Raw genomic sequence first — 26960 nt, 5'->3', positions numbered from 1 at the left:
AAGGGACGGACACTCGCGATCGACAGACACAACTTCGCCATGTCGAATGAGTTACCCTCCAGTATTCGCGAAATAAACGATGCGCTCCAACCAATGGGCTGCCCGACGCCGGCGTACCGCGATCACTGACGAAGAACACTAAATGCCGAAAACCAACGTCTTCCCGGCAATGCTTGTTCGTGCGCTTTCTGCTGCTATAGCCGGTGCGCTGATGAGTTCGTTCGCACTGGCAACAAGCCTTTCCGGACCAGTTACGTTCGGGTCTCCGAATCAGCCATTCGGTATAAGGCGGCCGGTTACGGCTGCAGATCAAGCACTTATAGCGGGTTATCGTTCAATGGCACCGATCTTTACAACAACCTTCTCAAAACCTGACGAGCTTCGGTCGGATTGGACGGCTCAGACCGACGATCTCGCAGCCCTTAAATCGTGCCGTCGGCCCGGTAACGTGGAAACATCGAATGTCGGGGCGAGATTTGCGACTTTGGTCGCCACTGATTGTCGCGCGCGTTGGTCTACCGGTTCGATCTTTACCAAGGCACAGTACTCCTATGGTTTCTTTGAGGCCACGATAAAAATTGCTGACATCAAGGGTATGAACAATGCTTTCTGGTTGACCACCCAAGACCACTACGAAATCGACATTGGCGAGGTCCAATATCCGAACTACAGCCATATTGGATTGCAGTACTGGCCTACGGATAAGAGCGAAAAGCATGCTGGGGTCGGATTTGGCGCGAAGTTCACCGATAACCTTTCCTATGGTTTTCATGACTATGGTGTTTTGTGGACCCCGAAAGAGTTGATTTTTGAAGTCGATGGGGAACCCGTCGCGGCCTTGGTAACCAATGACGCCATCAAGGGACCCGTCAATATCTGGTTATCCGCTGCACTGGCGGATTGGGCGGGTGGCAGTGTCCCGGACCATCCTGAGGGGCACGGCATGGTAGTGAAATCGCTTCGCGTCATCGGACTCAAAGCCAGCGAGCGGTGAGTGGCGGTGGACCAGGATTTGTCACGTGAATTCCAGCACCGACAACGTTTGATGGATGGAGAACTTCATGCCCGTAATGAAGCGATATGGAGGCTTGATATCTGTCTGCGTTCTTCTCATCTCTTTACAGTTCGGGAGCTCGGCGCAAGCACAAGACGTCGTGCGCGGCGTCAACTTTGTTCATCCGCTACAGTACAGCGTGGCCGATCAGAATACCGCCCTCGCCAATCTGAAAGTTGCCGGCGTCCACGTCATCCGCTTTGGCATCGAGGAGGATCTGGATAAAAACATCGATTTCGTCCAGCGAGCCAACGCACAAGGAATTGCGACGGTTTTGATCCTGCATGGGAAATACACTCCTAATGCGCCAGTTCGCCCGTATCGCCCAAATGAATTTCCGGGCATGTGGGCGGGGCCGCAACTCTCTGCTTTGGACCCTGAGCTTTCCGGACAATATTTCCAGCAGGTGATGGACAAGCTGGATGCCGACGGGATTGTTCTGGCCGCACTGGAATTGGAAAACGAGATCAATATGGCCGGAAACAATCCGGACTTTAGCTTGCCCGGAGAGGGGAAAGTCCTTGGTCTGAACGATCTTTACCATGATCCGGAAGGGCAGCAAGTCGCGAAGGGTTATCTGCAATATCTGAAGGAGTTGGCGGCGCTGAAACAGGCACGGGATCATTCGAAACTCAACCGGCAGACGCCGCTGCTTCCGACGAGCCTTGTCGACATCGTGCAGGAGGGGCCATGGCCAACGCCCAAGAAATATGATGGAGTCAGCGTCGGCGCAACATTGGCATTTTTCCGCGCGAACGGGTTGGATAAGCTCGTCGATGCCTACAACCTTCACACCTATCCTTGGGCCGATGGTCCCGGTAATCAGGTCTCCGCAACACATCGTTTGCGACGCTTGCAGGGGTTGGTGACGCCTGTGTGCTCTCCCGTCGGTTTGCCAGATGGCAAACCTTGCTGGGTTACGGAGTGGGGATTTACGAATGCCAATAAAGTCTGCCCTTCAGATGAACATTCGCGCAGCGCACTCGTGCAGGAAATGATGGGAGACTTCGGTCAACTGACCCAGGAGAAGCGTCTCGTGGCGCTGATCTACTATTCCTGGATCGGCGACCCGCCGTTCGATGTTTATCGCTGTGGTAGGCTGACGGAAAGCGGCAGAGCGGCGATCGGCCCGATATCAACTCGTTGACTATCAATGGTGAGCTGTAAGTACGAAAGTTTGTCGCAGGAATTGTTAATCACGCGTTCCCCCGACACTTGCGGGAAAAATGATGGCCGTAATCAGAACATCTCAACATGCTGATGCCTGGAGGTCAGTCGCTTCGCGGATTACCGCCTTGGCTTCGCGATGAATGCGAGCTTTTCATGCCCGTCAAAACCTGCTGACTCATAAAACTGCGCAGTTGCTTTATCCTTTCTTCCTGTTAGCAATACGTCTTCGACGACGCGGCATACGTCCGATTTGACGTCAACGACGATGGTGTTCAAACCATATTGATTATTCGCTGACACGATATGTTATCGACGCGAGTGGTCCATTCCGCACGTTGATTTGCCTCCGATTCACGGCGCCGTCGTTCCTCCGAGCGGGGTCCGAAAGCGGAATTGGGCAATCGTTGGTCGGCATAACTAAGATTGGCCGATCACTGCTTGTCTACGATCGTCGGCACGCGACCCAAAGCGGTCTATCCGACTCATCGAAGCGGACGTTCAAAATCAATCGAAATCCGCTACGACAAGCACACATACGCCTCACTGTCGCACCCAATGCTATCTGGCGTCGTACTGCAAATATTTGTGCGCGAACGCGATCGCCATGCTGCCTTCGCCGACCGCTGAAGCGACGCGCTTGACCGGGCTCAATCTCACATCCCCACAGGCAAACACGCCAGGAACACTCGATTCGAGGAGGTAGGGATCCCGGCTATGGGACCAGCGTCCCGCCTTGACGACGTCGTCGCCGGTGAGAACATATCCGCGCACATCGCGTGCGATTTCCTCCGGCAACCACTCAGTCTCTGCATCGGCGCCAATGAACACGAACAATGCACCGCAGTCGTGTCGACGCACCTCTGCGCTCAACCCATCGCGTACGTCGATCGCTGTCAGATGGGTATCGCCGTGCGCACCGACTACGTCCGATCGCAGTTGCACCCCTACGTTTGACTTCCCACGAAGCTGCTCGACAAGGTAGCGAGACATGCTCTTCTCCAGCGAATCGCCTCGCAGGACTAGCGTAACCATGCGCGCATGATTGGCAAAGTACAACGCTGCCTGGCCGGCCGAGTTCCCACCGCCGATCAGATACACGTCGAGGCCGTGAGTAGCGTTCGCTTCGCTGCGTGACGCGCCGTAGTAAATGCCTTTACCGATAAACCGGTCGAAGCCGTCGATCGCGAGGCGGCGCCACGTGACGCCAGTCGCGAGAATGATCGTTCGCGCCCGGATGACGCCGCCTCCGTCGAGGTGAACGCTACGGCCGGCGACATCGATTCGAGCGACAGACCGTGTCACCAGAATCTCTGCACCGAGCCGCCTTGCCTGCTGCAGTGCACGGCTCGCCAGTTCGTCGCCCGACACGCCGTTGGGGAAGCCGAGGTAATTCTCAATACGCGAGGAGGTCCCGGCCTGCCCGCCTGGCGCTTCGCGCTCCAGCACCACAGTACGCAAGCCTTCCGACGCACCGTATACTGCCGCAGCGAGACCGGCCGGCCCGCCACCAATGATCATCGTGTCGTATTCGGCGAGGCGAGGCTGTGTCTGCAGACCCAGCAACTCCGCAAGCTCTCGTGTCGTAGGTCGGCTCAGCACCGTCCCGTCGACCAGTCGCAATGCCGGGCAATCCTGCTCTGGCGGACAGGTTCCAGGCCAGCGCGCCGTCACTTCGGGCGCATCCCGTGTCATCCAGTCGTAGCTGATCTGGTTGCGGGCGAGGAACACGCGCAACGCGGTACAAGCGGTGTCCCAGCGACTTCCAATCATGGTCACGCGGGCCTTGGGCGGCTCGGCGGAAAGGCCCTGCAGTCCGCCAATCCGCTCACGCGCAAGGGCGCCCATCTTGAACGCAATTTCCGGCGACGCCGCAGCAAGTACGTAGTAACGCTGAGCGTCCACGCGCATGACACGCGACGGCTCCGCGGCCCGATAGGCACCTGGAAACGGCGAACTCAGCGCGAGCGGCACCTCGCCAAAGATGGTTCCGGGCAGACGCCAGCCCAGCGTGCGCTCGATACCGTCGAACGTCTTGATGACTTCCATCTTGCCGGACACAACGGCGTACAGTGCGCGCTCTCCACCTTCATGGACCGCGAACTCACCCGCGCACAGATGCAGGTCTGCGCACGTGTGCGCGAGATGTTCCAGTTCGTCGTCGGGGAGTGTTGAAAACAGTGGAATCGCCCGGATGTCGTCGATTGTCAGCATGGCTTCGTCCAAACAGGCAATTGAGGTGAAGCTCGGTCCACTTGGTTTCACGTCGCCCGCCTGGCCAAAAGAACATGCGCAAGCAGACGGCTCAGCCCCTGGCGTTCGATCCGAGGCGGGCACAACGCCGTTAGTCTTCCCGCACCGAGTGCACCAATACCGCTCGAATAGTTATGCGAACGCATACCATAGCTGCGCGATAGACAGCAGGCAGACCGAGCCAGTATATGACTTTCGGATGCGAATGTTTATTCGCTGGAGCCAGTTCCCCGGTCTAAGCGCGGCGATAGCGTTCGCCGCTCCTACGAGGCAACCAAGGTCGGAGGTCCGCTTTGTGCCTCACGACACGAATGACGGCTCCTGGCCGCCCCCTGCCTGTCGACTATCGGCAGTACCCAACCCTCTCCGGACGTCAGAGCTGACTAGCGCGACACTTCTGCCATATACGAGTCTCGCATAACTTGCCCTCATTTCTGCCTTGCTCCCGAAGCGACTAGCGATCATGTTCGGCCATCACGGCCGTTCAGGCCTTCCCAGTTGCGGCCATCGGGCGATGTCCGGTATCGCGCACCTGCCAATTGGCGCAATCGATCCGTTTCGCCCAGTTGGACAACCGTGCGATCGTCGAGGGACGACGACAGGAAGCGCTCGATTCCGTCGCGAAGTCCAATCCTGCCATGCAGACAGAGGTGATCAATGTTCAGGATCCGCGGGACATCGAGCGCTTAGATGCCCAGTGCCTTTCAAAAAAATAACGCCGACCACGAAACCTAAAGAATCGCAATTGTGGGCCGTAAAGGAAGATGCGCCTTTTCGTCGGTCGATGCATCTGATGCTTCTGATGCAGTCCGATCCCTCGAGCGGCGGCTACCGGGGATAGCTTCTCTTCCAGATAATCCGAAAAAATAGAAACAAGAGATATTTATGTTCAATACGAAACGTACAATCGTGCTTGCCGGTGCAATCGGTCTTGCCCTATCGCTCTCCGCCTGCATGACGCCACATTCCTATGTGGACCAGTCGCTCGGCGAGCCGCACTACGCGGATCTGAAAAAGTCCGCAAGCCCACAGCCAATCCAGTTGCTGGTCGAATTCCAAAGCAAGGGCGTAGCAAATGCACGGGCTACTGAGGCCGTTAAACCACGCGTGTACGAGCAGGTATCGCAATCCGGCCTGTTTAGTCAGGTGTCGTACGACCCTGTACCGTCTGGCCGCAAGCTGTCCATTTCAATCAACAACATCGCGTTGACAGACAACGTAGCAGCCAAGGGATTCGGTGTCGGACTGACGTTCGGCCTCGTGGGCACGATGGTCACCGATGGGTATATCTGCACCGTCAACTACGTCGAACCTAAACATGATGCAGTGACCAAGGTGGTCAAGCACGCTATCTACACGACGATCGGCAACGCATCTGGCCCCGCGGGACTTCAACCGATGCCTATTCAACAAGCCTCCGACACAATGATCCGACAGATCGTGGCCAAGAGTCTCGAAGAAGTCGACCAGTCGTCGGACCTGGCCCAGTGACACGCTACCCCGGAGCCCGTCGGCGCTTTGCCAGATCGCTTGCCGGATCGGCGATCCTGGCTGGTGCGCTGACCGTGAGCGGGTGCGTCACGCAGCAAGTGCTGTCCTACCAGGCCAGTGTGGCGAACCAGATGACGCTAGCGCGTCTTCCTCCTGAAGCACGCTACCGGGTGACGACCGGAGCCGATCCCTCCGACGTTCAGACATCGGTGCGAGCCATTCGATTCTCTGCGCCCGGAAGCGGTTCGTGGTCCTCATACCTGAACGAAGCGATACGTACCGAGCTGTCAACGTCGGGGAATTACGACGCTAGCGCAACTGCAACGTTGGAAGCAACGCTGCTTGAAGTCCACGTGACAGACGGTAAGGCAGAACTGGCGGCACACTTTGTCGTCAGACGGGACCAGACCGTCCGGTATGACAAACTGCTGCGCGTGAACACCCAGTGGGATTCGGAGTTTCTTGGTGTGCTCGCCGCGTCGAACGGACTTAACCACACCACGGCCATCTTCCAGGATCTGCTTCGCAAGCTCTTCGAAGATCCGGATTTCGTCAAAGCCACGTAGTCCGGAGCTTCGTCTGGATCGCCAGGTTGGGCGGCAACTGGATATTTGATCGCTAGTGCATGCACTGCGATTCGTCAATTCCCAGGGTGTTGACGTTGGTTAAAGTCACAATGCCTTTGTTATTGCGACAATGCATTTCGACTTCGCTTGTCTCGCTTTCGCGCTTATCATTCGCCAACGGGGCTCCGGCGCTTTCGACGCAGGGGAATTCCGAATATGTTCGCCCAAAGGTAGTTTCGTAAGCCGATGCATGAAGTATTTGGTTAGATACATAACGATACAAATCCATTGGAATCCTAACTGTTTATGCCAATGCGGAATTCGAAAAGAGTTTTCGCTTTCTCTGTACCGTTGCAGATCAACATCCGCGCCGATGCTTTTCCGTGTACGCCCTTCACGGCAGCTCACACGGTCAAATCACCTCATCATGAGAAGGCATCCTGATAGACCTTCGGCGTCACGCCAGTCTGCTGCTTGAACACGCGCGTGAAGTGCGGTTGGTCCGCAAAACCCATTAGCGCGCCCACCTCTGCGATGGGCCTGCCGGCTCGCAACAACGGCATCGCATTGCGCACGCGTTCCTGTTGCTGGAAGGCATGCGGGCTCAATCCCGCGTCGCGCACAAAGGCACGCAGCAGCACGAAAGGCGTCACGCCAAACTCGCACGCAAGCGTCGACAAGGTCAGGTGTGCGTGCAGTTCGTCGCGCAGCCGGGACTTGACCGCGCGCGCCAGCGCGGGCTCGCTGCGCACCACGGGCAGCGCGGCAGACCGGCCCGTGTGTCGGGCATGCAAGCCGATGACGGCGCGGGCCAGCGTTTCACTGCGCTTGAAGCAGTCCTCGTCCACCTCGGAACACCAGTTCACGCCGTAGAGCTGCTGTGACAGTTCAGCGTCGGCGACGAACGGACTCGGGATGTCGAACCGCTCGCGCCGGGGAATGCCAAGCCTCTCGCAATAGGCAGCCAGGGCTGCGGGCTGCACATGTGCCACGCGCATCTTCCATTGCCCATCGCCGGCGGCCGAACCGGCGTGCACCACGTCGGCATCAATGACGATCACGTCGCCACGGCGGCACACGCGTCGCTCGTCCTGAACTTCGACCGCCAGCGCCCCGCCCGTAATCACCGCAAGGCAATGCGTGTCGTGCGCGTGCGGCGGATAGCGGTGGCCGACGAACTGGCCCTTGAGCATGACGGCGTCCATGACGTCTGGCGCGTGCCAGAGCTTGATCGACTTCGTCGGTCCAGTGGTGTTCATGGTGAGGCTGCCCCTGGAAGTGGCTGGAAGATTTCATCATATTCCTCAAGCCGCGGCATCGGCATGCGCGGCTGCTCGTCGAGGCGGGCGACGAAGTCGCCCCATCGCTTGAGCGTGTCGACTCGCTGGGCGTGCGAACAGTAAGGAATGTGCCAGGCAAAGAACGGATCGAGCACTTCATAACCGACGTAACCCAGGGTCCCCTGTAGCAGGTGACGCAGCATGCCGCGTGCAAGTTCGCCATGTATCCCTTGCGGCCCGAACATGTGCTCCCGGCCGCCCAGGCTTACCCCGACCACCGCGCGCTTGCCGACCATGCCACCGCGACCGTAGATGCGCTTGCCGCCGTAAAGCGCGCCGGACAGGAAACAGCGGTCGATCCATCCCTTGATAAGCGCAGGCACCGAAAACCAGTAGAGCGGGAACACCAGCACCAGCGTATCGCTGGCCAGCAGCGCGTCGACTTCCCGCTGGATGTCGGGCGCAAGGGCGTTGCACTCAAGTGCGTGGCGCTGCTCCTTGGCGTAGACGAGGTAGTCGCTGTTGGCGCGCTCGGAGAAATCAATAGCGCGCGCCACGGGATCGAAGTTGAGCGCGTAGAGGTCTGAAAAACTCACATCGTCGCCGCGCAACTCCAGCAGGCGCTGGGCTTCATGGGCCATGGCCGTGCAGAAAGAGCGCGGCTCCGGGTGGGCGTGGACGACGTGAACTTTAGGCATGAGGGATCGAGCGCCGGGTAACGGCAGGAATGAACTCGTTCAGATGGGCAAGCTCGCGCTGGATGGCTTCGCTGGCTGGCAGCGTGGCGCCCTCCCGCAACAGACGCCGCATACTTTGCAACGCTGTCGGCGGCTTGGCGGATAGCAGCGCGCAGTATTCGTCGGCAGCTGCGCGCACATCCGCGTCTGGCACCACGCGCGAAACGAAGCCCCGCTGCAATGCCTCCGCGGCCGTTATCGGCCGGCCGCTCATGAGCCAGTCGCGTGCACACAAATCGCCGACCCGGCGGGCCAGCAATGCGGTTGCGCCAGCTTCAGGCACGATCCCGAGATCGGCAAACGGAAAGCGGAACATGACCCCCTCGCCGGCGACCACCCAGTCGGCGTGCAGCAGCAACGTGGCACCAAACCCGACTGCCGCGCCATTGACAGCTGCCACGAGCGGCTTGGGCTGGTCCGCGAAGGCCTCGATGCAGCGCGCGACCGCGCCGTCGGCTGCCTGCGGCCACAAGGAAGCGAACTCGGCCGTGTCGTGGCCCGAGCAAAAACATTCGCTGGTTCCGTGCAACAGCACGCAACGAACACGCTCGTCTCCTTGCGCCACGCGCAAGGTGTTTGCCAACGCTTCGAACAGAGGGCCGTTCAGCGCATTGCGCTTTTCCGGACGGCCTATGCCCACAGACCAGACGTGGCCGTGGAGCTCCGCGGTGAGGTTTGTATCCATCATGCGAACAGGGCGAAGCCGCCCACCAGTTTGCCAACCTTCTTCCTGGGTCCGACCAGTCCGACTGCCAGGTACTGGAGGGACTCGCCCGGCAGCACGCGCACCGCGTGTAAAAAGGCGTCGTAGTCGACTGTGGCCTGTCCTTGCACAGGAAAGTCGACCACGTCGCAGTGCACCAGCGATTTTTGGCGCAGCGCGTTCAACTGACCAGCCGGGGCTTTGAGAACCGGGATGCCAATGGGAATGAGACCAGGGTGCGCCGTGCCGTCCTGCTCTCGCAAGGGCTCTCCGACGAGATGGCTGTGGCGCTGGCCCAGCGTGAACGCCACCACTGCAGCGGCGTTCGAGGCTTTGCCGGGCGGGAGCGCTTCGTCCACGACGATGACACAACGCTCCGGCTCGGGCGGGGCTTCAATGGCGTTAGCGCCACTTGGTTCGTTTTGTAATAACAAAGCATCTCTCCAGAAAAACAAGCGATAGAGGGAATGCTAGGTAGATTCAGGCCAAAAGTATTGAACGATCTTGCAGCGAGCCGAGATCGTGTCGGCGGCGATGACACGCTCAAATCTCCACCTCTTGTGGCGGACAACTCAACGCCAGTAGCATTTCAGGTAGGTCGACACCGACGAGCGGGGGCAAGCGACTTTAGCGATCGTCTCGTGCCGGCCCGGTAACAGACGGTCGCAAATCGTGCACGAACGGCTCTTGATGGCCGCGTGCTGCCAGACACTGCCATCTCGGAATGGCCCATTTCGATCAATTCGGCCTGCCACAGCAGCGTGACCGCATATTTTCGCGCCTACTGGATCTCAGCGGCCGATTCTCTGTCATGTAGCTTCCCGGCTGCTGCATTCTTTATCCGGCTGACCTATGCTGCGAGTTACACAATGACGCGGTTGCAGAATGCCCGATAAAAAATCGACAACCCGGCGCGCTATTGCCAATTTCAGCGGCAGTCTCCAGAAACTGCTGCTGCGAATCGCCGTTCCAGTATGTGCTTTTGCATGCACTGTCGTGAGCGCACTTCCGGCGTATTCGGGCGAACTGGTGCGGCTGCCGATACGCGGGCAGCAGACGCAGGCGATCTTCATCGAACAGCCGTCTGCCGCGCCGCCATGGGTCATCGTACTGTTTGCCGGCGACAACGGTATGGTCGCTCTCGACGACACCGGTCCTACGACACTGAGGGCAAATTTTCTTCTGCGGACCGCAGAATACTGGCTGTCTGCGGGCGATGCGCTCGCTATCGTTGATGCACCGTCGGATCGATCATCCGGCATGAATGATGAGTTCCGCCTGAGCGAAGCTCACGCGCAAGACGTGCACGTCGTGGTCGCGGCTCTCAGGCAGAGTTTTCCAGCCGCAAAGATTGCGCTCGTGGGCACCAGCCGGGGCACGATTTCAATTGGCAACGTGCTCAAGCGGGAGCCCCGGTTGGCCGACGCGTATGTCCTCACCTCGCCCGTCACAATCGGCATGAATGGCCAGTCAGGTCTCTCGGGTGTGCACTGGGACGTCAACGCGACGCCGGTCCTCGTTGTGTCGAACGAGAACGACGGGTGCCGGGTTTCACCATTTAGTGCGGCCCGTGCTCTCGCTGAGGACAGCCGGTTGCAGTTTCTGGCCGTGTCGAGCAGCGAGCGCGGCGGGCTTCGCGCTGGCGAATGCGGCGCCAAGTCGCCGCACGGCTTCCTCGGCATAGAGACCCAGGTACTGTCGGCCATCTCGCGGTGGCTTGAGAATCCGAGTTCGGTCGGCGCCCCGTCGCACTAATCCATCGAAGAAATCTCTTAAATTCAAGGCCGGGCTTTTGAGGAATCGCGGCGACCGTCAGCACGCGCCGCTGGATAATCGCCGGTTTGCGCTTCATCGTTTAGGCTGCCGCAGATTTCATAACCCCCTTAATCGCAAAGCGTTTTCCCCGATCACTATTCGCAATTGAGCTTGTTATAATCATTTCATCTAGCGAGCAAAATCTAACAACCACATTCACGACGTGTAGCTTGCGTCCACTGCCCTTTGCGAATGACCAAAAGCGATCGTTTGCGTGTTCTTGCCGATGCTTTGCGTGAGCAAAGCGTGATGCGTCTTCGCGATGCTGCGACCTTGCTCGATGTATCGGAGATGACGGTTCGCCGCGACATTGCGGCAAGTCCGGGGACCTTCACGTATCTTGGCGGTTATATCGTTCGCGCCTCGGATGTCCCGAACAGTGCCGGTTATACGATCGACGAAGAGAAGGATCATTTCGCGCAGGCCAAGGCGGAGGCATCGGCGGTGGCGGCGCGGCTGCTTGCGGACAACGAGACCATTTTCATCGATTGCGGGACGACGCTGACCACCTTGGCGCGGCTCATTCCTGCGGAAATGCATTTGACGGTGCTGTGTTATTCGCTGAATGTGGCCGAGATTTTGCGGCGCAAGGCTAATGTGCGGATGATTTTACTGGGCGGCGTTTATGCACCCTCGTCGGATTCGTTTTCCAGCGATGAAAGTATCGAGACGTTGCGGCGAATGGGCATTAATAAGGCGTTTATTTCGGCCGGTGGAGTGGATCAGACGCGTGGCGTGACGTGCTGGAATTTTCACGAAGTGGCAATTAAACAGGCTGCGATGGAGAGCGCGGTCGAGAGGCATCTTGTTGTGGATGCCAGCAAGTTGGGGAAAGTGAAGGCGGTGCGGTTTTCTCAGCTGGATCAGTTTGATTCGTTGATTACCGAGACGGGGATGGTCCCGAGGAAGTGAGTAGAACCATGAACAACGCTCCCTATCCCGCCCGCCGCCCCAGCGCAAACAACGTCCCCGCCACCAGAATAAACGCCCCGATAATCACCTTCTGCCAGGTACTGGGCACGCCGACCAGAATCAAAACGCTATTGATGAGCGTAACCAGAATCACCCCGAGCAGGGTCCCGACCACGGTCCCGGTCCCACCCGTAATCCGGGCCCCGCCAAGAATCACCGCCGCGATCACATCCAGCTCAGTCCCAACCAGATCAAACGGATTCGCCAGCCGATTAGTAGAGACGTGCAAAATCCCGGCAATCCCCGCCAGCATCCCGGTGTAACCAAAAACAAACAGGTGAATAGCCCGCAGGTTATAACCAAGCCGCTCGGCGATCGGCAAACTCCCGCCCATCGCATAAACACCGCGCCCCATCATCGTTCGATTGAGCAACCACCACGTCACGCCCGCGGCTAAAAACAGCGCAATCACCGACACCGGCAACACCGCCCGAAGCCCATCGTTCGTGTGATAGAAAAACAGCGGCAGACGCCCGAAGCTATCCATGCTGTGCGGGATATTCATAAAAAACTGCGTGCCCACAAAGGTCAGCAGCAACCCGCGATACAAATACTGCGTGCCAATAGTCACAATCAACGAAGGCGCTTTCAGCCGATGCACCAGCACGCCATTGATCAGCCCAAGCAACACGCCACCCACCGCGCCACAAAGCAGAATCAGAACAAACGGCGCATCGGGCCACCACGCAAACACAGCCTTGGTGATCGAATACATCGTAAAAGCAGCGATCGCGGTGAACGATACATCGATACCGCCCGACGCCAGCACGACTAGCGTCCCCAGCGCAAACAACGACACTGTCGTTCCTGAATGCAGCAGATCGAACAGCGTCGCGAACTGGAAGAAGCGTGGATTGAGCGTGCCCACCACGAGGCACGTCACGACAATCAACCCGAACGTGAACCATTCAGGATTGCGCACCAACCGCGCAGTAAAACTGAGTTGCCGCATCTGGGGCGCAACCTCCGCCAACGCCGGACTCAGCGCGGAAGCGCCTTGCGATGTCTGAGCAACGCGATGAAGTGACTCGCTCATGCTGCCTCTGAAAGTAAAGCGTGATAAAGATCGGCTTCAGTCAATTGCCCCGCACGATATTCGTTCGAGACACGGCCTTTCTTCATCATCAGGATTCGATCGCAGTTCTGCAGCAGCTCAGGCAAGTCATCGCTGATCAAAATAATACCGATGCCCTGCTCCGCCAGCCGCTGCATGATGCGGTAAATAATGTCCTTCGATCCCACATCCACGCCCACGGTCGGCCCGTGCAGGATCAAGACGCGTGGATCGATGGCAAGCCATCGGCCGATCAACACGCGTTGCTGGTTTCCACCCGAAAGCGACTGAACCGGTTTATCGACATCAGGCGTCGCAATCTGCAGTTCCTTCACGGTGCGCTCGGCAAGCTCGCGCGTGCGTCGCCGGTCGACCTGTCCGAAACGATCGCGCAAGCTCGAAATCATCGCGGTGATGACGTTGTCGCGGATGGATTTATCGAGGAAAAGGCCTTCATTCAAGCGGTCTTCAGGCACATAGCCTATGCGTTGCCACTTCGCGTCGGAGGGTGTCTTGAGCCGCACGATGGAGCCATCCAGCGTGACCGTGCCGCTGTCCGCAGGCGCGACACCTGCCAGCGCCCGCGCCAGTTCGTTGCGCCCCGAGTCGAGCAATCCCGTCACGCCAAGAATCTCCCCGCGATGCAGCGAGAACGTGACATCGGCGAATTGGCGGGAACGCGATAACGCCTTCACATCCAGCACGATGTCGTGACCATCCATGACTTCAGCCTGCCGATACCGCTCGTTCGATAACTGCTTGCCCGTCATCAACTCGCCAATCTGCGCCTTCGTGTAATTCTCGATCGGCCCTTGCGCCATCTTCTGGCCATCGCGCAACACGATCACTTCACCGCCGATCGCATAACACTCATCCAGCTTATGGCTCACGAACAGCACGGCCACGCCATCGGCACGCAGCTTGGCGAGCACCGAGATCAGGTTATCGACTTCCTTTTGCGTCAGCGATGTAGTCGGCTCGTCCATGATGACGAACTTCGCCTCGCTCGCAATCGCACGCGCGATTGCCACGAGTTGCCGCGTCGCCAGCGGCAACTGCTCGACCAGCGTGGCCTGGAAATCGGCATCGCCGGGCAAACCCACTGCTTCTAAAGCACACGCCGCAGTGCGCGCCAGCACGCGGCGATCGAAGGTTCGCGTAAGCCGTCCCGCATGCGCGGCCAGCTCCGAAGTCAACGCCACGTTCTCCGCGACGCTCATGTTAGGCAGCAGCGAAAGATCCTGATACACCGTCTCGATACCCGCTGACAACGCCTCCAGCGGCGCAAGCCGCGCATGCCTTACGCCTTCGATCACGAGCTCGCCCTGATCGGGCGGCTGCGCCCCGGAGATGATCTTGATCAGCGTGCTCTTGCCACAGCCATTCTCGCCGAGCAGATGATAGATCTGCCCACGCTGGAACGAAAGGCTCACGCCACGCAGCGCATAGACGCCGGTAAAGCGCTTGTGGATATCAACGACTTCGAGAAGCGGCGCTGTACTCATCATTGAACCTTCGACCCTTTCAAGCTTCCTCAAGAGGGCGCGCACGGCTGCCGTGCGCGCCCTACTGCTTCCGCATAAAAATCAGAACGGATACTGCTTGTAGTTGGTCTTGTCGACGTCCACCCAGCCGGCGCCGCGCACGATGATGCCCTTGCCCGGACCTTTGCTTACCGTGACCTTGTTATAACCAACAATGCCCAGGTCCGCGCCGTTCTCCACCGTCTTGCCATCGATCAGCATTTTCGCGACCTTGTTCATCGCGATACCGGCGAGCTTCGGATCCCAGAACGCGATGCCGTTGATCGCGCCGCTCTCCAGGAACTTGCCGGCTTCCGTCGGCAGACCCGTACCGTACACGCAGATCTTGCCAACCTTGCCGGCCTCTTCCACCGCACGCCCGATGCCGATCACATCCAGCGACGACGACCCCTGGAAGCCCGTCAGGTCCGGGTGTTTGCGCAGCACTTCCTTCGCAACCTGATACGCGCGTTCGCCGTCGTTGTTGGTCTCAAGCTTCGGCTCGACCAGATCCATCTTCGGGTACTTCTGCTTCGCATTGCCAATGCCACCATCGGCCCACTGAACCTGCGAACGGCTGCCAAGCGAGCCCACCAGCACCGCCCATTTGCCCTGATCACCCATGCACTTCGCAAGACGTTCGTTCAGGCCCGCGCCGTACGCGGTGTTGTCGAAGGCTTCGATGTCGACCATCGTGTTCTTCTCGTTGTCCGCTTCATGCGTAACGACCTTGATGCCGCGATCCATCGCTTTCTTGAGCGCCGGTTCGAGCGTCGGCGGATCGTAGGGAACGACCGCGATCGCCGTGACCTTCTTCGCGATCAGATCTTCGATGATCTTCAGTTGCTGTGCAGCGTCCGCGCGTCCCGGCCCGGTCTGATACGCGTTCACGCCCGGGTTGCTCTTGGCGAATTCCTTCACGCCGTCGTCCATCCGGTTGAACCAGTTGATACCCGTGACCTTGACCACCGTAACGATGGTTTCATCGGTCGCGGCCTGCGCGACAGCAATGGCTCCGGCCGCAAGCGTGACTGCGGTGAGCGCGATGGCGATTCGACTGAGTTTCATGCGTTTGTCTCCGTTATGGTTTGTATGTGCTGCACATGAGGTGAAGTTTTGAAGCCCGAGGAAGCTCGAAGTCAGGTCAAGCCGCTGGCGGCTTTGACACTTTCGAAATGGGCGCGGCGCCGCCGAGCCCGAAGATGGCGCGCACGCGCTCTCCACCCGCCAGCGCAAGCGACGCCAGCAGCAGGAAACCCCACGCACAGTCGCCGAAGAACTGCGACACGCCGAGCAGGTTGAACAAGCTCGACAGGAACTGGAGCACGGTCGCGGCCAGGAACACGCACACGATCCGGCCATAACCACCCGCCGGATTCACGCCGCCCATCACGGCAATCAGGATCGCGATCAGCAGATACGAATTGCCGTAGTCCCACTTCGCGCTGGACGTATGCGTCGCGCTGATAAGACCCGCTAACGACGCAAGCACGCCGCACATGCCATAGGTCAGGATCAGCATGCGGTCGCGCGGAATGCCGGCGTAGAACGCGGCTTTCGGATTCGTGCCCATCAGATAGAGCCGCAAACCGAAGGGCGTGCGTTTCAACACCCAGCCGAGCAACAACACCGTGGCCACGAAAATCCACAGCGAGATGGGAACTTGCAGGAAGGTGCCGTTGCCGATGTTGGAGAGTGCATCGACGTATTCCACTCGCACTGAAGCACCATTGCTCAGCACCACGGCTATGCCGGTGAAGAGCAGCGAGGTACCGAGCGTGCAGAGGATCGGCGTGAGTTTCAGGCGCGCGATGATCACGCCGTTCATCAAACCGCCTGCTGCGCCGAGCGCCACGGTGATCGCGCAAAACACCGCGGTATAGAGCGACGGCGAGTTATCGGCGGAGACGAGCATCGGCAGCAGTTGCGCCGCGACCATGCCCGAAAGATTGGCGAGCGCGACGCCCGACAAGTCGATGCCGCCATTGCCCGACACCATCGAGAGCATGATGCCGAGCGCGAGCAAGCCGAGCTCGGGCAACTGGCTGCCCATCGACTGGAGGTTGTCGATATCGACGAACTGGCCATGTGACAACGCGGTCGCGACAATCACGACCAGCAGGTTCACGGCGACCAGGAAATTCAGTTGCCGGTCGGCGAGCCATTTCGATGTGTTCATCGAGGCGCTCCTCCGTTCAGGAATGTTGAGCCAACACGCTGCCGGACTTCGCAGCTTCGCCGAGCACCGCTTCGATCTCGGCGAGCGTCGGCATCGACGGTGCGGTGCCCGCACGCGTGACGGACAAGCTAGCGAGCGCGCAGCCAAAACGCACGGCGTTCAACGGGTTTTCACCGCGCGCAAGCGCTGCGGCGAACCCGCCAGTAAAACCGTCGCCCGCGCCTGCGGTCTCGACCACGCGACCGCAATTGAAGGCCGGCACGAGCACCGATTGCTCCGGCGTATGCAGCAACGCACCCGCTTCGCCCAGCGTCACAATCACGGCACCTACGCCCTTGGTAAGCAAGGCATCGGCTGCACGGCGCGCGTCGTCGACGGACGTTATCGCGATACCCGTCAGCGCCGTTGCTTCGGTTTCGTTCGGCGTGATGTAGTCGCAGAGCGGGAAGATGTCGTCCTCGAGTGGCAACGCAGGCGCCGGATTGAACACGGTTGTCACACCATGGCGACGCGCGAGTTCGAGTCCGCGCCTGGCGGCGGGAACGGGTTGTTCAAGCTGCGTGACGAACACAGCGGCGGCCGCGATATCCGCTTCGATCGCTTCGACGTCTTCAGGGCATAACCGTCCAGCCGCACCCGCTGCAACGATGATCGCGTTGCCGCCCGTTGCATCGTCGACGAAGATGTGCGCTGCGCCCGTGGCCACGCCATCCGTGGATATCGCCCGTGCCGTGATGCCTTCGGCGGCCCAGGTCGAGCGCGCAATGTCGCCGAATGCGTCGGCACCGAGGCGCGTGCAGAAGACCACGTGGGCACCGGCACGCGCTGCGGCCACGGCCTGGTTCGAGCCCTTGCCGCCGGGTCCCATCGCAAATGCCGATCCGGCGATCGTCTCGCCAAGCAACGGCATGCGCTCGGCGCGAAACGTGAGATCCGTTACGTAGATGCCGAGGATGACGACGCCGCGGTTCATCGCGCGCTCTCCGAACCCAAAGCTGCAGCTGGAGCATCGGGCGCGAGATTCACGCCCTTCTTGAAGATAAAGCAGCCATAACCGCGCGCTTCGCCAGTGGCGATCACGCAATAGGCTTTTTTGGCGCGTTCATAAAACGCGAAACGTTCGATGGAAGCGAAGGGCGTCGCGTGCCCTTCGGCGGCATCCACTTCAGTTTGTGCTTCGCGCTGCACGGCGGGGAGCGCGTTTGCGTCGCCGACCACTTCCATGCGCTCGGCCGGATGATCGACGAAGCTGTCCAGCGGCAACACCGACAACACCGCGCGGATCGCGCGCGGCGCGTTCACGCCATCGAGTCGCAGCACATGACCGAGCACCGTTTGGCGCGCGACCGAATCGGCGGGAAAATTCGCGTCGCAGATCACGACTTCATCGCCATGGCCCATCGCGCACAGGGCGTGCAGGACGTCGGCATTCAGCAGCGGATCGAGGTTCTTCAGCATTGCGTCTCCTTCATGTTGAGCGTGCCTCGCTGTGTTGCGAGGTCATCGCTCATGATACTAATTCGTCTGCTTCGAACCCGCACGGCTGGCGTTTAGTCGCCGTACGGGATCCAGATGTTCTTCACTTGCACGGCTTGGCGCAAGAACGGCAGGCCTTCGCTGGCTGCGGTGTCGAACCAGTCGAACACGCGGCCATGATCGACGAACGTGCGCTTCAGGTTCCCCACCGACTCGCGCTCCGCCACCGTCGATAAATCCGCGCCGCCGAAGCACCACAACGCGTCGACATCGTCGTGTTTTGCCAGGGTCGAAGCCAGCGCTTTGCGCTCACCCGTGACGATGTTCAACGCGCCCGGCGGCACATCCGAAGTCTCCACCACCTGATAAAAATCCGTCGCCATCAGCGGACATGTTTCGCTCGGCACCGCGACCACACGATTACCCAGCGCAAGCGCCGGTGCAATCAGCGAGACGAGGCCAAGCAACGGCGCTTCGTCCGGACACACCACGCCGATCACGCCAAGCGGTTCATGCATCGCCAGCGCAACGCCTCTTAGCGGCGGCGAGTGCACTGCGCCATCGAACTTGTCGGCCCATGCGCCGTAGGTGAACAAACGCGTGATCGATGCTTCGACTTCACGCTCGGCGTCGGCGGAAGAAACGCCTGTCCGTGCCGTGAGCTGCTTAGCAAATTCATCTGCACGCGCCGACAGGTTTTCCGCGAGGTAATACAGTACTTGAGCACGGTTATGCGTGCTGGCTTGTGACCACTTTTCAGCACTGCGCGCCGCCGCGACCGCGTTGCGCACGTCCTTGCGATTGCCCTCGCCCACTTCACCTACGATCGCCCCCGACGGTGCATGCACGAGCCGCGAGTAACCGCTGTCCGGCCGAACCTGCTTGCCGCCGATGAACAACTTCGCGGTGCGATCGAGCGCGCTGACATTGCTCTCGGTGGCAGCGGACTGAGCATGCGTCGCGGTAGCGTTCGAGCGAACGGCCAGCTTAGTCCACGCACGCAGCTTCAGATACTCGTAAATCCCCTCGCGTCCGCCTTCGCGGCCGAAGCCCGACTCGCGATAACCGCCAAAGCCGACGCTTGCATCGAAGAGATTGGTCGCGTTGATCCAGACCACGCCGCATTGCAAACGCGGCGCAATATCCAGCGCGCGGCCGATGGTCTCGCTCCACACGCTCGCCGCCAGTCCATAGCGCGAATGATTCGCCAGCGCAACGGCTTCGTCGGGTGTGCGAAAGCTCATTGTCACCAGCACCGGCCCGAAGATTTCCTCTTGCGCGAGCGTGGACGCAGGCGCGACGTTGGTCACCAAAGTAGGCGGATAAAACGCGCCTTGCTCGGGCATGCGCAAGCCCTTGGGCTGATGAATCTCACAGCCTTCCTGCACGCCGCGCTCAACCAGCGCACGAATACGTTCGAGCTGCACGGTATCCACGATTGCGCCCAGATCGATGCCCTTGTCGAGCGACGGCCCAACGCGCAGCGTGTCCATGCGACGTTTCAGTTTATCAATGAAGCGCTTCTCCACGCCTTCCTGCACCAGCAGCCGCGAACCCGCGCAACACACCTGGCCCTGGTTGAACCAGATAGCATCGACGACACCTTCCACGGCGCTGTCGAGATCGGCGTCATCGAACACGATGAACGGCGACTTGCCACCGAGCTCCAGTGTTAGCGACTTGCCCGAGCCTGCTGTGGCAATACGAATTTGCCTGCCCACTTCCGTCGATCCGGTGAACGCAATCTTCGCTACGCGCGGATGCTCGACCAATGCGGCGCCGGTGCGGCCATCGCCGGTGACTACGTTCAGCACGCCCGCCGGCAAACCTGCACGCGCTGCTAATTCGGCAAACAACAACGCGCTCAGCGGCGTGTATTCGGCGGGCTTCAGCACCACGCAATTACCCAGCGCGAGCGCCGGTGCGATCTTCCACGAGAGCATCAGCAGCGGAAAATTCCACGGCACGATCTGGCCGATCACGCCCAGCGGCGCCCAGTCGGCAAACTCGCGATCCTGCAATTGCGCCCAGCCTGCGTGATGCAGGAAATGCCTTGCTACAAGAGGGATATCGATGTCGCGCGACTCGCGAATCGGCTTGCCGTTATCGAGCGATTCGAGCACGGCGAACAGGCGGGCATGACGCTGCACCATCCGCGAGAGCGCGTACAAATGCCGTGCACGGCCCGCGCCGCCGAGCGCTTGCCACGCGGGTAAGGCGCGATGCGCGGCATCGACGGCTGCGTCGATATCCGCTTGATCGCCTTGCGCGATACTCGCAAGCACGCGCCCGGTAGCGGGTTCCAGCGAGTCGAACTGCTCACCCGCCGATGGTGCGCGAAAGGCGCCGTCGATGAAATGACCGAAGCCGTTCGTGTGTTGATCCAGCCAGGCGCGCACGGCGCCGTCGTCTTCCGGTGCAGGTCCGTAATCCATCGAGGAGAAGTAGTCGGCTACGCTCATGGGGAGCTCGTGTAAGAGATGATGCGGTGCTGATTCAAGCAACCGGATGTCGATGGAAAGCCGAGTAGCGGCCGGTGACGTGATGCTCGAGTTGCCGTTCGATATCGGCGAGCAGACTCGATGCGCCTATACGAAAGAGCTCCGGTTCGAGCCATTCGCGGCCCAGCTCTTCCTTCATCAGGATCTGGTATTCGAGCACCGACTTGGCGGTGGACACGCCACCCGCTGGTTTGAAGCCGATCATCATGCCCGTCCGTTCAAGGTATTCGCGGATCATGCGCACCATGACGAGGGAAACGTCGAGCGTGGCGTTGACGCCTTCCTTGCCGGTGGAGGTCTTGATGAAATCGGCGCCGGCCATCATGCAAACCATTGAGGCCTTGGCGATGTTCGAGAGCGTGCGGATGTCGCCGGTCGCGAGAATGGCTTTGATATGCGCCGGGCCGCACGCTGCGCGGAAGTCATGCATTTCGTCGTAGAGCGCTTGCCAGTTGCCGGTGAGCACGTGTTCACGCGTGACGACGATATCGATTTCCGCCGCGCCGTCTGTCACCGATGCCTCGATCTCTTTCAACTTCAGCGGATGCGGGATAAGGCCGGCGGGAAAGCCCGTGGATACGGCTGCGACCGGGATACCGCTACCCGCAAGCGCTGCGACTGCCGTGCCGACGAAGCGGTGATATACGCACACTGCACCGGTCTTGATGGAGCCGGGCGGCATGCCGAGCGCGTCCAATAAATCGTCGCGAATCGGACGACGCGCTTTGGCGCATAAGCGTTCGACGCGTGCGGCGGTGTCGTCGCCATTGAGGGTGGTCAGGTCGATGCAGGTGATGGCCTTGAGCAACCACGCTGCTTGCGCGTCCTTTTTAACCGAGCGGCGCGTGCCGAGCGTGCTGACGCGGCGGCTGACTGCTGATTGATTGACTCGCAGGCCGTCGACCCAGGAGAGATCCAGCGGCACGCCGGGATTGCGCTGTTCCGCGTGAGTGGAAGGCGGTTTGCCGCGCAAGGGGATAACGGGTTGAGAAGCAACATCGAGCATGAGCGTGGCCGGTTGTGCGGTGCACAACATTTTTCGGTTAATCGATGCATTATTCTAACACCCGGTTGTTATGATTGTAACATTCGGGATTACACCAAGGGCGGCGGGGTTCGTTCGCACTTGGGGTTGGTAAGGATCTGCTGGCGCTCGTTGGTCGGGGGTGCGAACACCCCTACTCCTGCGGCTTTTTAATCTCCACGGTTAGAATTACCCCTTGCGCATGCATCGCCGAAAAAATCATGGGCGACGCCGCGGTCAAGGAGAACCCGATGGATGCATTGCCACCCGAAGAAACCATCCGCAGCGCCATCGACCGGTCGGTGAGCCGCTTGCGCCTGCAGCACGAGATCGCCGTGCAATTCGCGACCTCCGTCCTGCGGGTACACAGCGCCAACGCGCTCCTCGACGAGGCATGCAAGGCGGTATCGGCTGGATTGCGCTCGCGTTTTGCCAAGGTGCTCCGCTATCAGCCCGAAAGTGAAACCTTCGTACTCGAAGCCGGAGTAGGCTGGGACCCCGCAGACATCGGCACCACGGAACTCGGCGCCGACGACGCCAGCCCCGCCGGCCACGCGTTCGCCAGCGGTCGCCCGGTGCTATCGAATCATCTGGGCACCGAACATCGGTTCCGCACGCCCGACCTGCTCGCTCGCCACGGCATCAAGCGCGCCATCAACGTCCCCATCCGCGGCATTCCGGAAACCTTCGGCGTGCTCGAAGCCGATAGCTCCGACGACGAAGACTTCACCGAAACGGACATCGTTTTCCTGGAAGCAATCGCGAACGTCATCTCCATGGGCCGCGAACGGCTAGCTGCAGAATCGCAGACCGGCGCCGACGAGCTGTTCTCCACCAGCGTGCTGAACGCGAGCACAGACTGCATCCAGGTGCTGTCGCTGAATGGCGGTATCGAATTCATGAACGATAACGGGCTGGCGGCGCTGAGCATCGACGACTTCGCAGACATCGGCGGCACGTTTTGCGCCGACCTGTGGCCGGAGGATCAACGCCCGAAAGTCCTGCAAGCTCTGGCGAAATCGGCCGAAGGCGAACCGGTCCGCTTCGAAGGCCCCTGCACGACCCGCGCCGGCGATGCCCGCTGGTGGGATGTATCGGTCGCGCCCGTTCGCGATGCCGACGAGAGCGTAAAACGTATCGTGCTGACCATGCGCGATGTCACCGAACGGCACGAGAACGAAGAAGAACTCGCGGCGCTCGTATCGAGCCAGGAAACGCAGCTTGGAAATTCGGCGCTGATGATGAAGGAGGTTCATCACCGCGTTCGCAACAGTCTTCAACTCGTGCAGACGCTGCTCGCGCTGCAGGCGAATCTTGCCGGCGACAAGTCCGTCGCGACGCATCTGCAGGCCGCGGCCACGCGCGTGCGCACGGTCGGCTCGGTGCATCACCGGCTCTATCAGGACGATGGCGCCGAAGCGACGGACGCCACCAGTTACCTGCGAGGCTTGACGGCCGATCTGGCTGAACTGGCGGCGGGGCGGGAGGTATCGCTGGAAGGGGAATCGATCGTGCTGCCCGCCGCGCGGCTCGCGCCGCTCGGGCTCGTCACGGCGGAACTGGTGACCAACGCGCTCAAGTACGGTCGCGGGACAGTGCGCGTAAAGCTGGAACGATCCGGCGATGTCGTGCTGCTCTCGGTGGAGGACGAGGGGGACGGTTTTCCTATCGACTTCCCGAAGCCGCAGGGCACGGGCCTCGGCATGCGGCTCGTAACCACGTACGCGGGCAAGGGCGCGGGCGCAGTTACCGTCGACAGGACGGTGCCGTTCAGCCGTATTTTGGTGAGGTTCCCGGCGGGGTGAAGGCGCTAATAGGCGTAGCCGTTAAATCACCCCCTTCTCCCTTAACCTTTCGATCATCGCGCCCGGCACATCCCAGTCACGCAGGATCGCTTCGTTATCTTGCCCTGGACTCGCCGGCGGCCCACTCACCTCGGGCACCGTGCGACTGAAGCGCGGTGCAGGTCCCGGTTGCGTCACCCCATCCACTTCAATGAATGTTCCTCGCGTCCGGTTATGCACATGCTCCGGTGCTTCGTTCATATCGAGCACGGGAGCAAAGCAAACATCCGTGCCTTCTATCAACTCGCACCACGCCTGCCGCGGTTTCGTCGCGAAGATAGCCGCAATTTTGGTTTTCAACACAGGCCATTGTTCGCGATCCATCTGGCTGTCGAAGGCGGCATCGTGGATATCGCAGAGCTTCAGCAGCAGGGCATAGAACTGCGGTTCGATCGCCCCGACTGACACGAATTTGCCGTCCGCGCATGCGTACGTGTTGTAGAAATGCGCGCCGCCGGCAAGCATGGCCGAACCTCGCTCGCCCGACCACGCGCCAAACGCCTTGTAGCCGTAGATCATCGCGCCGAGCAGCGCGGAGCCTTCGACCATGGCGGCATCGATAACCTGGCCCTTGCCCGAACCACGCGCTTCCAGCAGCGCACACACCACGCCGAACGCGAGCATCATCCCGCCGCCGCCAAAGTCGCCGACAAGATTCAGCGGCGGCACCGGCGGCGCATCGCCACGGCCGATCTCGTGCAACATGCCGCTCATCGCGATGTAGTTAAGATCGTGACCGGCGGTCTTGGCCAGCGGACCATCCTGCCCCCAGCCCGTGACGCGGCCATACACAAGCCTCGGATTGCGCTCCAGGCACACGTCCGGCCCGAGGCCAAGCCGCTCCATCACGCCGGGGCGAAAACCTTCGATCAGCGCATCGGCCTGAGCAACAAGATGCAGCGCCAGTTCGCGTGCTTCCGGTTGCTTCAGGTCGAGCGCCAGAGAGCGGCGGCCACGCGCCATGACGTCGAATTTCGTGCCTTGCATGGGATAGGGTGTCGTGCCGCCGGCCGGCTTACGGTCGATGCGGATCACTTCCGCACCCATGTCGGCGAGCATCATGGCGGCGAACGGACACGGGCCAAGCCCAACCATCTCGACAATACGAATCCCCTTTAGCGGCCCGCTCATCGCAGGGTCCGGTGCGATAAGCAATTCGACCTTGGCGGCGCGTGAATAGCGGGAAATTTCATGTCGACTTTCCTTAGCGGAATGGTTATGCGAGTCCAGCGTTTCTCTTAATCGCCTGAGTCTCAGGCGCTCGTCGATTTGCGAAACTTTACACCCCGCCCGGTCATTGAGCGGACCCTCGCCTTACGTTTAATACGGCTCACTTGCCGCACCATGCGTGCAATGCCCCCATTTATCTTTTCTAGCCGGGTACCATTGAATAGAATTGAATTAAATCGACTCAAGCGCTGCTCATGCAGCAAGAAGACCAGACGGTCCGCGATCATGTCCAAGGGAGTCTGCTAATGAGTCTTCAGAAAATCAAACGAGCGAGCGTAAGCGCCGCTTGTGTTCTTCTTTGTCTGTCCGGGGCGGCGCACGCTCAAAGCGCCAGCAGTGCCGTCGCGGCGTCCGAACAAACAGCTGGCGCAGCCCCGGTCAATGTCCTGGTGACGCCCAATTTCACCGGCGACGATCCGGCCGCCGTCAGGGACGCGCTGGCGCGCAAATTCACCGATAGCAAAACGCGCTCGTTCGCTCATCGAGTCGAAGACCTGATTGGCGAAGCTTTGCCGAAGACGTTGCACGACGCAGCGTTGACAGACGCCAAGCTGAGCCGCGATCTCGCGTTCGTGGTGCCCGCACCGTATGGAATCCGCTATCGGTCGAAGGTCCGCGTGATGACAGTGGACGTGGATCTGTCGGACAGCGATCACCCGGATACGATCGTCCTCAAAAAGACGATTACCGGACCGCGCGGCCACAAGCTCGTTGTAGCGGCCGAAGCGAAATCCAAAGGCTATATCCAGACTGTCGACCTGATCGAGCTGGATCCCGTCAACAAGCACAACAAGACCACCGTGCATGGACGCTTCGTGCTTTCACCGGCTGCCTTCTCGGAGGAAGACGGCGATCTCGCGCTCGTATTGATTTGCCGCGTGGTGCCGCCTTACTTGACGGAGACACAGGACCATACCGACCCGAGCAACGAGGAACCTACAGACATCACCACGCGAACGGCAACGCTCCACGCGAACATCGGCGACATCTGGCTGATCAATCGCGAGAAGGGCATTGTGCTGGCGAAGGGACTGCACTTGGTGAAGTAAGCAGATACCCGTGGAACCACACTTATTTCGCTCAGCTCGATAGCAAAACTCCAAGCTGATGACGAAGCTGTTCAGTCGCTGGAGTCATCGGCGCACGCAGTTCCTGGCGGATCATTCCCAGGACTTCGAGTGCACACTTCACAGGTGCCGGGTTAGGTTCGGAAACAAGCGCTTGTATCAAAGGCACCAGACGATGAAACCGCTCACGCCCTTCATCGATACGCCCATCCTTTATCGCTCTATAGACCGCAACGAAGTCGGCCGCGCGCACGTGCGCACTCGCTGCGATCGCGCCATGGCCGCCAAGACATAGCGTGCTGAACATATTCAGGTCTTCGCCCGCCAGCACGGACAAGCGTCCATCGAGAATCAGCGCGAGTGTTGTTTCCAGTGATCCAGCACAGTCCTTGATTGCGTGAATGTTGGGATGACCGGCAAGCGTCAGCAGCGTCGCGATATCTAACCGCACGCCGGTCCTGTAAGGAATGTCATAGACAACCAAAGGAGACGCGCTGATATCGGCGAGGGTCGTGAAATGGCTCAATAACCCTGCCTGCGAGGGCCGCACGTAATACGGCGCAGGGACGAGCAACCCGGCAAGCGGAAGCTCGTTCAAGCGCAGAACGCGTTCGCGAAGCTCCAGCGCGTTGTTGCCAGCCAGCCCGATCAAGACCGGAAGATCCTTCGCGGCGTCGAGGATAGTCGCGTGAACCTGTTCTTGCTCAGCGTGATCGAGCGACGACGGTTCGCCCGTTGTTCCCAGCGCAACGAACCCCGCGACCTTCGCTTCGATATAAGACCGGACGAGACCTCGCAGCGCGTCGTGATCGACACGTCCGTTTGCAAACGGCGTGACAAGCGGAATCCAGATACCAGAGAAAATCGACATTCCATACTCTCCTGTTTGACCGATAAAAACCGTCAGGGCATCGGAAAGCAGAGATGGAAAATCGAGCAGCCGCATCCGTTTCGTCGCACCTGACGGAACAGCGCTCCGGTCAGATAAGCAACGGTTATTTGCGTTTGGAACCTGCGCCCGCAA

At 60.0% G+C, this 26960-nt stretch carries 24 protein-coding genes; 9 read left to right on the top strand and 15 right to left on the bottom strand.

Features of this window, described 5'->3' with window-relative positions; genetic code table 11:
* Positions 1–142: 142 nt before the first annotated feature.
* Both EOS_RS45690 and EOS_RS22330 read left to right on the top strand, forming a co-directional pair.
* Positions 143–994: a glycoside hydrolase family 16 protein gene (locus tag EOS_RS45690; RefSeq protein ID WP_082163471.1), complete on the top strand. Its 852-nt coding sequence runs from the start codon at positions 143–145 to the stop codon at positions 992–994.
* Positions 995–1061: 67 nt separating this feature from the next.
* Complete coding sequence (locus EOS_RS22330; RefSeq protein WP_152693158.1) at positions 1062–2201, top strand: hypothetical protein; 1140 nt, start codon at positions 1062–1064, stop codon at positions 2199–2201.
* 581 nt (positions 2202–2782) lie between these two features.
* Here EOS_RS22330 and EOS_RS22325 read toward each other — a convergent pair.
* The gene (locus EOS_RS22325) at positions 2783–4435 is read right to left on the bottom strand and encodes an FAD-dependent oxidoreductase (protein WP_047848881.1); all 1653 of its coding nucleotides are present in this window, start codon (positions 4433–4435) and stop codon (positions 2783–2785) included.
* Positions 4436–5013: 578 nt separating this feature from the next.
* On the opposite strand from EOS_RS22325, the gene EOS_RS47135 reads away from it, so the two are divergent.
* The 3 genes from EOS_RS47135 (at position 5014) to EOS_RS43635 (ending at position 6531) form a co-directional block, all read left to right on the top strand.
* The gene (locus tag EOS_RS47135; RefSeq protein ID WP_160312518.1) at positions 5014–5190 is read left to right on the top strand and encodes a hypothetical protein; all 177 of its coding nucleotides are present in this window, start codon (positions 5014–5016) and stop codon (positions 5188–5190) included.
* 169 nt (positions 5191–5359) lie between these two features.
* The gene (locus tag EOS_RS22320; protein ID WP_047848880.1) at positions 5360–5965 is read left to right on the top strand and encodes a hypothetical protein; all 606 of its coding nucleotides are present in this window, start codon (positions 5360–5362) and stop codon (positions 5963–5965) included.
* Complete coding sequence (locus EOS_RS43635; protein ID WP_053064011.1) at positions 5962–6531, top strand: hypothetical protein; 570 nt, start codon at positions 5962–5964, stop codon at positions 6529–6531. Before EOS_RS22320 ends, EOS_RS43635 begins: the two co-directional genes overlap by 4 nt.
* Positions 6532–6956: 425 nt before the next feature.
* Here EOS_RS43635 and EOS_RS22310 read toward each other — a convergent pair whose 3' ends face one another.
* Genes EOS_RS22310 through EOS_RS22295 form a run of 4 tightly spaced genes read right to left on the bottom strand, consistent with a single transcriptional unit; the run spans position 6957 to position 9685 of the window.
* Positions 6957–7736, bottom strand: coding sequence for an AraC family transcriptional regulator (locus tag EOS_RS22310; protein ID WP_235442916.1), 780 nt, complete (start codon positions 7734–7736; stop codon positions 6957–6959).
* Between the two features lie 50 nt (positions 7737–7786).
* A complete protein-coding gene (locus EOS_RS22305; RefSeq protein ID WP_047848878.1) occupies positions 7787–8509 on the bottom strand; it encodes an NAD(P)H-dependent oxidoreductase in 723 nt (240 codons plus the stop codon).
* Positions 8502–9236 (bottom strand): enoyl-CoA hydratase/isomerase family protein, encoded by a 735-nt coding sequence (locus tag EOS_RS22300; RefSeq protein ID WP_047848877.1) that lies wholly within the window; start codon positions 9234–9236, stop codon positions 8502–8504. The genes EOS_RS22305 and EOS_RS22300 overlap by 8 nt, the downstream gene beginning before the upstream one ends.
* Positions 9233–9685, bottom strand: a complete 453-nt coding sequence (locus tag EOS_RS22295) for a DUF2000 domain-containing protein (protein WP_082163470.1) — start codon at positions 9683–9685, stop codon at positions 9233–9235. Before EOS_RS22295 ends, EOS_RS22300 begins: the two co-directional genes overlap by 4 nt.
* 562 nt (positions 9686–10247) lie before the next feature.
* On the opposite strand from EOS_RS22295, the gene EOS_RS22290 reads away from it, so the two are divergent.
* Together EOS_RS22290 and EOS_RS22285 are read left to right on the top strand one after the other, a co-directional pair.
* Entirely contained in the window at positions 10248–11006 is a 759-nt protein-coding gene (locus EOS_RS22290) for an alpha/beta hydrolase family protein (RefSeq protein WP_152693157.1), read from the top strand.
* Positions 11007–11258: 252 nt separating this feature from the next.
* Entirely contained in the window at positions 11259–11978 is a 720-nt protein-coding gene (locus EOS_RS22285; RefSeq protein ID WP_047848875.1) for a DeoR family transcriptional regulator, read from the top strand.
* 22 nt (positions 11979–12000) lie between these two features.
* Here the strand turns inward: EOS_RS22285 and EOS_RS22280 are convergent, their stop codons facing one another.
* The 8 genes from EOS_RS22280 to deoC form a co-directional block, all read right to left on the bottom strand.
* On the bottom strand, positions 12001–13074 hold the full coding sequence (locus EOS_RS22280; protein WP_047848874.1) for an ABC transporter permease: 1074 nt from the start codon (positions 13072–13074) through the stop codon (positions 12001–12003).
* On the bottom strand, positions 13071–14600 hold the full coding sequence (locus EOS_RS22275; protein ID WP_047848873.1) for a sugar ABC transporter ATP-binding protein: 1530 nt from the start codon (positions 14598–14600) through the stop codon (positions 13071–13073). The genes EOS_RS22280 and EOS_RS22275 overlap by 4 nt, the downstream gene beginning before the upstream one ends.
* Before the next feature lie 78 nt (positions 14601–14678).
* On the bottom strand, positions 14679–15683 hold the full coding sequence (locus tag EOS_RS22270; RefSeq protein ID WP_047848872.1) for an autoinducer 2 ABC transporter substrate-binding protein: 1005 nt from the start codon (positions 15681–15683) through the stop codon (positions 14679–14681).
* Between the two features lie 76 nt (positions 15684–15759).
* A complete protein-coding gene (locus EOS_RS22265; RefSeq protein ID WP_047848871.1) occupies positions 15760–16794 on the bottom strand; it encodes an ABC transporter permease in 1035 nt (344 codons plus the stop codon).
* Positions 16795–16810: 16 nt separating this feature from the next.
* Positions 16811–17767, bottom strand: a complete 957-nt coding sequence (rbsK, locus tag EOS_RS22260; RefSeq protein WP_047848870.1) for a ribokinase — start codon at positions 17765–17767, stop codon at positions 16811–16813.
* Positions 17764–18252 (bottom strand): RbsD/FucU family protein, encoded by a 489-nt coding sequence (locus tag EOS_RS22255; protein WP_047848869.1) that lies wholly within the window; start codon positions 18250–18252, stop codon positions 17764–17766. The genes rbsK and EOS_RS22255 overlap by 4 nt, the downstream gene beginning before the upstream one ends.
* Positions 18253–18344: 92 nt before the next feature.
* Positions 18345–20732: an aldehyde dehydrogenase family protein gene (locus EOS_RS22250; RefSeq protein ID WP_047848868.1), complete on the bottom strand. Its 2388-nt coding sequence runs from the start codon at positions 20730–20732 to the stop codon at positions 18345–18347.
* Between the two features lie 34 nt (positions 20733–20766).
* Positions 20767–21777, bottom strand: a complete 1011-nt coding sequence (deoC, locus tag EOS_RS22245) for a deoxyribose-phosphate aldolase (protein ID WP_047848917.1) — start codon at positions 21775–21777, stop codon at positions 20767–20769.
* A 239-nt stretch (positions 21778–22016) separates the two neighbouring features.
* Here deoC and EOS_RS22240 point away from each other — a divergent pair, with 239 nt between their 5' ends.
* Positions 22017–23600 (top strand): sensor histidine kinase, encoded by a 1584-nt coding sequence (locus EOS_RS22240; protein ID WP_235442915.1) that lies wholly within the window; start codon positions 22017–22019, stop codon positions 23598–23600.
* Positions 23601–23621: 21 nt separating this feature from the next.
* Here the strand turns inward: EOS_RS22240 and EOS_RS22235 are convergent, their stop codons facing one another.
* Positions 23622–24770, bottom strand: coding sequence for a CaiB/BaiF CoA transferase family protein (locus EOS_RS22235; protein ID WP_047848867.1), 1149 nt, complete (start codon positions 24768–24770; stop codon positions 23622–23624).
* Positions 24771–25114: 344 nt separating this feature from the next.
* Between EOS_RS22235 and EOS_RS22230 the strand changes: the two genes are divergently transcribed.
* Positions 25115–25918: a hypothetical protein gene (locus tag EOS_RS22230; protein WP_047848866.1), complete on the top strand. Its 804-nt coding sequence runs from the start codon at positions 25115–25117 to the stop codon at positions 25916–25918.
* Positions 25919–25949: 31 nt separating this feature from the next.
* Here the strand turns inward: EOS_RS22230 and dapA are convergent, their stop codons facing one another.
* Positions 25950–26807: a 4-hydroxy-tetrahydrodipicolinate synthase gene (gene dapA / locus EOS_RS22225; protein WP_047848865.1), complete on the bottom strand. Its 858-nt coding sequence runs from the start codon at positions 26805–26807 to the stop codon at positions 25950–25952.
* Positions 26808–26960: the final 153 nt, after the last annotated feature.

It is taken from the genome of Caballeronia mineralivorans PML1(12) (assembly GCF_001028175.1).
Lineage (GTDB): Bacteria > Pseudomonadota > Gammaproteobacteria > Burkholderiales > Burkholderiaceae > Caballeronia > Caballeronia mineralivorans.
The sequence above is the reverse complement of the archived record's forward strand: the minus strand, read 5'-3'. Positions and strand labels throughout refer to the sequence as shown.